Annotated in this window: 1 pseudogene; it reads right to left on the bottom strand. The window is 57.1% G+C overall.

Annotation, left to right across the window (positions count from 1 at the left end):
- Window positions 1-1,012 (bottom strand): annotated as a pseudogene (locus tag ACTHUM_RS15170) (translocation/assembly module TamB domain-containing protein); the annotation flags it as partial.

The raw sequence follows: 1,012 nt of genomic DNA, 5'->3' as shown, positions 1-1,012 counted from the left end.
TTGGAAACGGGTGCGCAGGGCGAGCGCGGAAAGTCCCAAAGGCTGTTTGTTTTTCGGGTCTTTGCCCGGCAGGATGATGTCGCCGCTTTGACGGTTGATGTTGAGGAAGCCACGCGCGTTTTGACTGTACGCCAAATCCCAGTCGCCGCCCAAAACGAGGTTGTGTTCGATAGGCGGGGTGTAGAAGTTGTGCAATTCGGTAATGTGCAGATTTTGTGCACTGCCTTTACTGGTAATGCCGGCTTTCTTGTCCCAAACGAAATTTTGCAGGTTGAGGCTGCCGCCCATAGCCGCCCAGCGTGCGCTGCTGAGGGAAACGCGTTCGCTGCCGGCTTCGAGGTTGAGGCGGTTTTGCAGTTTGAGGTTGAACGCGCCGTTGATATCGAGCGTGTCAACCGTGCCTTTCCATTGGGTTTGGTCTTTGTTGAGGCCGCCGGTGGCGTCGAGGTCGAGCTTGTAGCGTTTGTTGTCCACCGCCATGCTGCTGTTGCCGCGGATGTGGTGGTGCGAGCCTGTGCCACTGATGAGCAGGTTGACGTTGTCAATCATGGCCGCGCCGCCGGAGACGGCGATGTGTTCGCCTTTAATATCGGCACTCAACGGACGGTTGGTATCTGGCGAACCTTTAAGTTTGAAGTCGAGGGTGCGGATGTTGACGGTATCGGCGACTTTGAAGTTGCGCGCTTCGCCGTTCAAATCGGCTTCAAGGGTTTTGAGACCGTCTGAAAAACTGCCGGAGATGTAGCCGCGCGCGTTGAGCAGGCCGCCCAAGCCGAAGCCGAAACGCGACAAATCGGGGGCGGTAATGTTGAGGTTGAGGCGGTCGCCTTTTTTGCCAAAGCTGCCGTTAGTTTTGACGATGTTGCTGCCGAGGGTCAGGTCGGTCAGGGCGCGCGAGAGGTGTTTGTTTTCATAGGCGACGTCGGCTTTGCCGCTGAGCGGAACGCCGTTGAGCGTACTCGGTGCGAACTGCATTTTACCGGCGAATTTCTCTTGCGCCAGTATGCCGGTC

The sequence above is a fragment of the Neisseria sp. P0021.S006 genome (genome assembly GCF_051956895.1).
Note: the sequence above shows the minus strand (reverse complement) of the source record. Positions and strands in the feature narration are given on the sequence as shown.